The sequence below is a fragment of the Streptomyces adelaidensis genome (assembly GCF_016598475.1).
Taxonomy (GTDB): domain Bacteria; phylum Actinomycetota; class Actinomycetes; order Streptomycetales; family Streptomycetaceae; genus Streptomyces; species Streptomyces adelaidensis.
The window spans coordinates 25,728-32,463 of the sequence record NZ_JAEMUX010000088.1 but is presented as its reverse complement, the minus strand read 5'-3'; the positions used below and the strand labels follow the sequence as shown (position 1 = coordinate 32,463).

The 6,736-nt window shown below is 72.0% G+C and carries 3 protein-coding genes and 2 pseudogenes; 3 read left to right on the top strand and 2 right to left on the bottom strand.

Going from position 1 to position 6,736, the window contains the following annotated elements; all coding sequences use genetic code 11:
- Nucleotides 1–73: 73 nt before the first annotated feature.
- A pseudogene (locus I8N67_RS44375) lies at nt 74–459 on the bottom strand (IS200/IS605 family accessory protein TnpB-related protein); the annotation flags it as partial.
- Between the two features lie 3 nt (nt 460–462).
- On the opposite strand from I8N67_RS44375, the pseudogene I8N67_RS34005 reads away from it, so the two are divergent.
- A pseudogene (locus tag I8N67_RS34005) lies at nt 463–2,198 on the top strand (FUSC family protein); the annotation flags it as partial.
- A gap of 96 nt (nt 2,199–2,294) precedes the next feature.
- Nucleotides 2,295–2,567 carry a hypothetical protein gene (locus I8N67_RS34000; RefSeq protein WP_234046736.1) on the top strand — a complete coding sequence of 91 codons (273 nt, stop codon included), beginning with the start codon at nt 2,295–2,297 and terminating at the stop codon, nt 2,565–2,567.
- Between the two features lie 64 nt (nt 2,568–2,631).
- On the opposite strand, the gene I8N67_RS33995 is transcribed toward I8N67_RS34000, so the two are convergent.
- Nucleotides 2,632–4,692: a PhoX family protein gene (locus I8N67_RS33995; RefSeq protein WP_200308123.1), complete on the bottom strand. Its 2,061-nt coding sequence runs from the start codon at nt 4,690–4,692 to the stop codon at nt 2,632–2,634.
- A 244-nt stretch (nt 4,693–4,936) separates the two neighbouring features.
- On the opposite strand from I8N67_RS33995, the gene I8N67_RS33990 reads away from it, so the two are divergent.
- Entirely contained in the window at nt 4,937–6,736 is a 1,800-nt protein-coding gene (locus I8N67_RS33990; protein WP_200308122.1) for a VWA domain-containing protein, read from the top strand.

The following is a 6,736-nucleotide window of genomic DNA, read 5'->3' as shown; positions in this document are numbered from 1 at the left end:
TGCCGTAGAGCTCGTGACACGATCATGAGGGTGCTTTCTGGATCATCCGAGTCCATGAGCTACCCACCAGTTCCTAATCAGTGAGCAAGAGTGAGTCTGGACTCGTTCCTGGTCACTGCGGACATCCCGAACGGTTTTGGATGTCCTGGTCGCCCGCGTTCGCTCCGCGTCCAGCGACACGCATCGTGTGCGTGGTCCGGGAATGCGGGGGCGGGTTTCCTCACGCCCAGGGGAACGCCGGTCGGCCTGGACGGTCCGATGCCCCTGCCCATCGCTCTGGTGAGCAGGGGGCGGTGTCGTCCGTCGCCGGATCGAGTGCCCCTCGGCGCGTCGCCCGATCGCGATGCTCGCCGCATCGTGACGGGTGGTCTTACGAGTCTTCGAAGCGAGGGGCTTTTGCCAGTGCTGGGCGCCCCACTTACTGGTGTAGGCCGGGTCGACAGCGATGATCGCGATACCTCGTTCAGCACGGTGGGCATCACGCTCGGTTCACTCGTGTACGGCCACGGCTGGGTCACCGTCGTGGCGCTCACCGGGGTCGCGCTCGTCTCCGGGATGATCTCGTCGATCGGCGCCGTGGCCTCCGTGTCCGGGCTGCTGCTGCTCCTCAACTCGGTGGTCGGCGCGGGCCTGCCGATGCCGGGGGACTGGTGGCTGGCCCCGGTTCTGATGAGCGGCGGCGGCCTCCTCGTCCTCGCCCTGGCCCTCCTCGCCCGGCCCCTGCGAGCCGGCGTACCGGAACGGGCCGCCGTGGCGGACACCTACCGGAAGCTCGCGGACCTGCTCGCGGCGACCACCCCGACGGACACCGCCGCCTCCGACACGTACGACGACGCCGCGCATCGTCACCGAGACCCTCGACCGGTCCTACGACCTCGTCCTCGCCCGCCGCGCCCGCCACCACGGCCGCAGCCCCGAACTGGTGCGACTGCTGGCCCAGTTGAACGCGATCACCCCGCTGGTGGAGGCCGCCCCGGCGGTACGGCTGTCCGGCCGGCCGCTGCCCGCCGAGATCCCCACGGCCGTACGCCGGCTCGCGGACGCCGTGGAGAGGGGGCACTCGGGACCACTGGAGCTGTCGGGCCCGCGACAGCCCGGCAGCGGGATCGGGCGGGCCGTCGACCAGGCGCTGCGGCACGCCGCCGATGTCGTCACCGAGACGTCGCCGGACGCGTTGCGGAAGGCAGGCGACCGTGTCGGCCGCCCCGCGCCGCTGGGCGTACGCGCCGTCCGGACCGCCCGGAACGTCGTCCTCTCCGACGCGTCCTGGCGCTACGGTCTGCGCCTCGCGCCGTGCATCGGCCTCGCGCAGGCCCTGGTGTCGCTCGTGCCCGTGCCGCGCTCGTACTGGGTGGCGCTGACCATCACGTTCGTGCTGAAGCCGGACTTCGGGTCGGTCTTCTCCCGGGCGCTGCTGCGGGCGCTCGGCACGGTCGTCGGGCTGGTGGTGGCGGCCGGGGTGCTCACGGAGGTGCCGCGCGGCTGGTGGGACGTGCCGGTGATGCTGCTCCTGGCGCCGCTCATCCCGGTCTTCACCCCCCGGGGCTACGGCTACCGGACGGCCGCCATCACCCCGGTGATCCTCCTCCTCTCCGACATCCTCAACCACCAGGGCACCGGCCTGCTCCTGCCCCGCCTCCTCGACTCCCTCATGGGCTGTGCGATCGCGCTCGTCGCGGGCTGTCTGCTCTGGCCGGAGAGCTGGCACGCACGGGTCGGCGACCGGCTCGCGGACGCCGTCGCCGACACGGCCGCGTACGTGGAGGGCGCCTTCGGGCAGAGCCCGGCGGACCCGGCCGGGCGGGCCCGGATGCGCCGCCGCCTGTACCGCGACCTGTCCGCCATCCGTACGGAGTTCCAGCGGGCCCTCACCGAACCGCCGCCCATCGGGCGCCGGGCCGCCGCCTGGTGGCCGCTGGTCGTGGCGGTGTGGGGGTCCCCCCAGGCCCTTCAGGCACTGGGGGAGGATCGTCGACGCGACTACGGCCGCGCGGGTGCGGATCAAACAGGGCGCGGAACCGCCCGCCGCCGCCGAGGTCGAACAAGCCGCGCAGCAGCTACGGGAGTTGGCGCGGGGGCTGCGGGAGACCGATGTCCTCTACGAGGTCCGCTCCGACCTCGGCGGGACGCCGGGAAGCGTGCTGGAGCCGCTGTGCCAGGAGGTGGCGGCGGCCCGGGCGATCACCTCACCCCACTGAGCGCCGCTCGCCCTGGTCAACCCGGTACCAGGCGGAGAATCGTTACCTCGTCCCCGCGCGGGTGACGGAGGGAGAGTTCGCGGGAGGGAAGCCGCAATGATCACTCTGTCCAACCGGACGATTCACTTCCTTTCTGACAAGGGGATGTTCGCCATGCGGCGCACCGCCACCGTCCTGCTCGGAACCCTCGCCCTCGCCGGCGCCATGACCCCGGCCGCCAACGCCATTCCGGACCCGGTCGCCACCGTCACCTGCATCGCCGAGACCCCGGCCGCCGTCACGGAGCTCGCCGACCCCGCCGTGCTGCTCGACCCGGCCGCCCTGCTGGACCCGACCGCCGCCCCGGGCGTCAGCTGCCTGGCCCCCTGAGCCGCGTAAAGACAGATGGGCCGCCCTCCCCGACAGGAGGGCGGCCCATCTCTCTGTCTGCGGATCAGGCGCCGATGTCGCAGCCGTCCGCGCGCCACACCGCGACGACCGCCGGGCGGACGTACGTGCCCGCACCGTCGGGCCAGGTGGACTTCGGGTTCTCGACGGTGGCGCCGTCGAGCTCGCCCGGGTGCTGGACGGCGACCAGGACGCGACGCTCCTCGATGATCGGGCCGCAGGTCTCCGCGCCGCTCGGAACCGTCAGGAACTGCTTCAGCTCACCGCGCCGCTCACCGCGCGTGGCGACACCGAAGAGACCGTCGTGCGAGCCGAGCTGGGCGCCGTCGGTGGAGATCCACAGGTTGCCGTACGGGTCGAAGGCGACGTTGTCCGGGCAGGAGATCGGGCTGACGTCGTCCTTGGGGAAGCCCGCGAAGTAGGTCGCCGGGTCGTCGGGGTCGCCCGCGACGAGGAAGAGCAGCCAGCCGAACTTCAGGCTCTCGGGGCGGTTGCGGTGCTCGGTGAGTTCGAGGACCTGGCCGTGCTTGTTGGCGTTGCGCGGGTTGGCCTCGTCCGCCTTGGGGTTGGAGCCGACACCGCGGTTGGTGTTGTTGGTGAGGGCGACGTAGACCTTGCCGGTGACCGGGTTGGGCTCGATGTCCTCGGGCCGGTCCATCTTCGTCGCGCCGACCTTGTCACCGGCGAGGCGGGTGAAGACGAAGACCTCGTCGGCCGTCATCCCGTCCACATGCGAGACGGCGCCCTCGGCGGTCGCGGTGGCCAGCGGGATCCACTCGCCGGCACCGTCGAACTCGCCGTCGGCCGGCAGCTTGCCCGTGCCGTCGATCTCGATCGCCGGGGAGTCGCCGGTGAGCTTGGCGACGTAGAGGGTCCCCTCGTCGAGCAGCGCGAGATTGTGCTCGCGTACCGCCCGTGAGCTGCCCTTCTTCATCCGCTTACTGCTGACGAACTTGTAGAAGTAGTCGAAGCGCTCGTCGTCACCGGAGTAGACGACCGGGCGCCCGTCGGCGGTCAGCCGGATGGTCGCCGCCTCGTGCTTGTACCGCCCGATGGCGGTGTGCTTGCGGGGCGTGGACGTCGGGTCGTACGGGTCGAACTCGACCACGTACCCGAAGCGGTGCACCTCGTTCGGCTCCTGGGCGACGTCGAACCGCTTGTCGAACCGCTCCCACTTGCGCTCGGTGGCCGTCGTGCCGATGCCGTACCGCTTGTCGGTCGTACGGCTGCTGTTGGCGAAGTACTGGTTGAAGTTCTCCTCGCCGTGCAGCGTGGTGCCCCAGGGGGTGGTGCCGCCGGAGCAGTTGTTGAGGGTGCCGAAGACCTTCGTGCCGGTCGGGTCGGCGGAGGTCTTGAGGAGGTCGGAGCCGGCGGCGGGGCCGGTCAGCCGGAACTCGGTGGTCGCGGTGACCCGCCGGTTGAGGTGGTGCCGGGGCACGGCGGTGAGCTTCCCGGTCCGCCGGTCCTCCTCCACGACGACGGCGGAGAGCCCGTGCGCGGCCCAGGCGACCTCGACCTGGTCGCGGGTCGGGTTGGCGGCGTCGTAGCCGCGGAACATCAGGATCTCGTCGGTGTACTCGTGGTTCGCGACGAGCAGCTTGCGGCCCCGCTCGCCGGGCAGCGGGAGCAGCGCGAGGAAGTCGTTGTTGTAGCCGAACTGGCCGGCCTGGGCCGCGCCGGTCTGGTTCTCCGGGTCGAAGGCGGGCGCGCCGCGCAGGATGGGCTCACCCCACCGGATGACGACGTTCTGCCGGTAGCCGTCCGGGACGGTCACGGCGTCGGCGGTGTTGGGCTCGACGGCGGTGAACCGGAGGCCGCGCGCACCCTTGGGTTTGCTGGTGGCCTTGCTCGTGGCCTTGCTGGTGGCGGTCTCCGCCGCGGCGGCCGGAAGAGTGATCGCCGTCCCGGCCGCGGTTGCCACGGAGACGACGGCGGCGGCTCTCATCACCGAGCGGCGGCTCAGCGCGCTCGCGATGACGTCACCCACGTATTCGTTGGTGCTGGTGTTCGGCACCTCGTGGAAGCAGGCGTCACCACAGCGGAACCGACAGGTCATGGCGGAACGACCGCCGGGGTGCGAACCGATCACGGGCAACAGCTTGCGCACAGCGCGCTCCTCTTATGTGCCTTTTGGTGTGAGCGTGACGCTAGGGGGACGTCCGTTCGAGAATGCGTACGGAAGTTGAACAGGGAGTGAAACCGCGGTTGTCCGGGCGGTGTTGACAGCGCCGGGTGGCGGAGATAGTGAAAGCCCCCGCCCCACCCCAAGATCACCAAACCTGGCCGCTAACCTTACGTGTCCGTCCTGGCCAGGGATTGACGGGCTACAACTCACGCGAAGGGTTGCGCACATGGGCATTCTCTCTCTCCTGCGGAACGCGTTCGGCCGCTCACGCAAGGGGCGCGACTCTGTTCCTTCGCAGGAGGCGGAGCAGGTTTCCGCTACCTCGACGGAGGCCGGGGCCGCCTCCGCGGCGGAGGCCGAACGGGTTTCCCCCCGGGAGGCCGAGCGGCTTTCCCCCCGGGAGGCCGAGCCGAGGGTTCCGGCCCCGTCGGCCGAACCCGATCCGACGGCCACCGCCGCCGAGCCTGCGTCGCCGACGCCGGCCCCCTCCGTCGTCGACGACCTCGTCTCCGCGGCCTTCGACAATGTGACGGTGCCGAAGCCTCGGGGCGAGGAGACCGCCGAGCCGAAGAAGGCGGAGGTCGAGCCGACGGCGGAGGCCGAGGTGGCTACGCCGGTGGCCGAGGCCGACCCCGAACCGGTGGTATCGGCCGGGGTGGAGCCGGAGGCCACGGCTGAGGCTGCGGCGCCGGTGGCCGAGGCGGAGCCCGTGGCCGCGGCCGAGGCGGAGCCGGTCGTCGAGCCGGAGCCGGAGGCTGTTGTTGAGGCTGAGGCTGAGGCCGAGCCGGTGGATGAAGCCGAGCCGGTGGCCGTGAAGGAGCCCGAGCCCGAGCCGGTCGTCGAGGCTGAGGCCGAGCCCGCGAGCGTGGAGACGGCGGAGCCCGTCGCCGCCGCTGCCCCCGAGGTCGAGGCCGAGGCGGAGGCTGCGCCTGCGGTCGAGGCGGAGGTCGAGGCCGAGGCGGAGGCTGCGCCTGCGGTCGAGGCGGAGGTCGAGGCTGAGGCTGCGCCGCAGCCCGAGGCCGTCGTGGAGCCGGAGCCCGAGCCGGCAGCCGTAGACGAACCGGAAGCCACGCCGGAGCCCGAGGCCGCAGCGCAGCCCGAGCCGAAGGCGGCCCCCGAGCCGGAGGCCGTCCCGGAACCGGCGGTCGTCCCGGAACCGGCGGCTGCCGCCGAACCCGAGACCGCTCCCGAACCGGTGGTCGTCCCGGAGCCCGTGGCCGCAGCCGAGGAATCCGTCCCGGAGCCCGAGACCGCCCCCGAGCCGGAAGCCGTCCCGGAGCCCGAGACCGCCCCCGAGCCGGAAGCCGTCCCGGAGCCCGAGACCGCCCCCGAGCCCGTAGCCGCAGCCGCGGTACCCACCCCCGACCCCTCAGCCGCGCTCGCAGAGGTCGCCCCCGGGCTCGTTTCCGCCTACGACGCCGCGGGCTCCGTACTGGAGAAGCGGGGGCTCGGCGGTGCGCGGGCCAAGGTGTATCTCGTGCTGGACAGGTCCGCGTCGATGCGGGGGTACTACAAGGACGGTTCGGCGCAGGCGCTGGGGGAGCAGACGCTCGCGCTCGCGGCGCACCTCGATGCCGGGGCCGCCGTCACCGTCGACGTCGTGTTCTTCTCGACCGAGCTCGACGGGACCGGGGAGCTCACCCTCGCCTCGTACGAGAACAAGGTCGACGAGCTGCACGCCGGCCTCGGCCGGATGGGGCGTACGAGCTACCACGTGGCCGTGGAGGAGGTCCTCGCCCGGCACCAGAAGTCGGCCGACCCCGGCACCCCCGCGCTGGTGGTCTTCCAGACGGACGGTGCGCCGGACGCCAAGACCCCGGCCAACCAGGCGCTCGCGGAGGCCGCGAAGAGCCACCCGGCCGTGCACTTCGCGTTCGTCGCGTTCGGTGACCCGGAGAACAAGGCCTTCGACTACCTCCGCAAGCTGAAGACGGAGAACACGTCCCACTTCCTGGCCGGCGAGACCCCGCGCGAGCTGACGGACGCCGAGGTCTACGAGGGAGTCCTCGCCGCCTGGCGCCCGTAA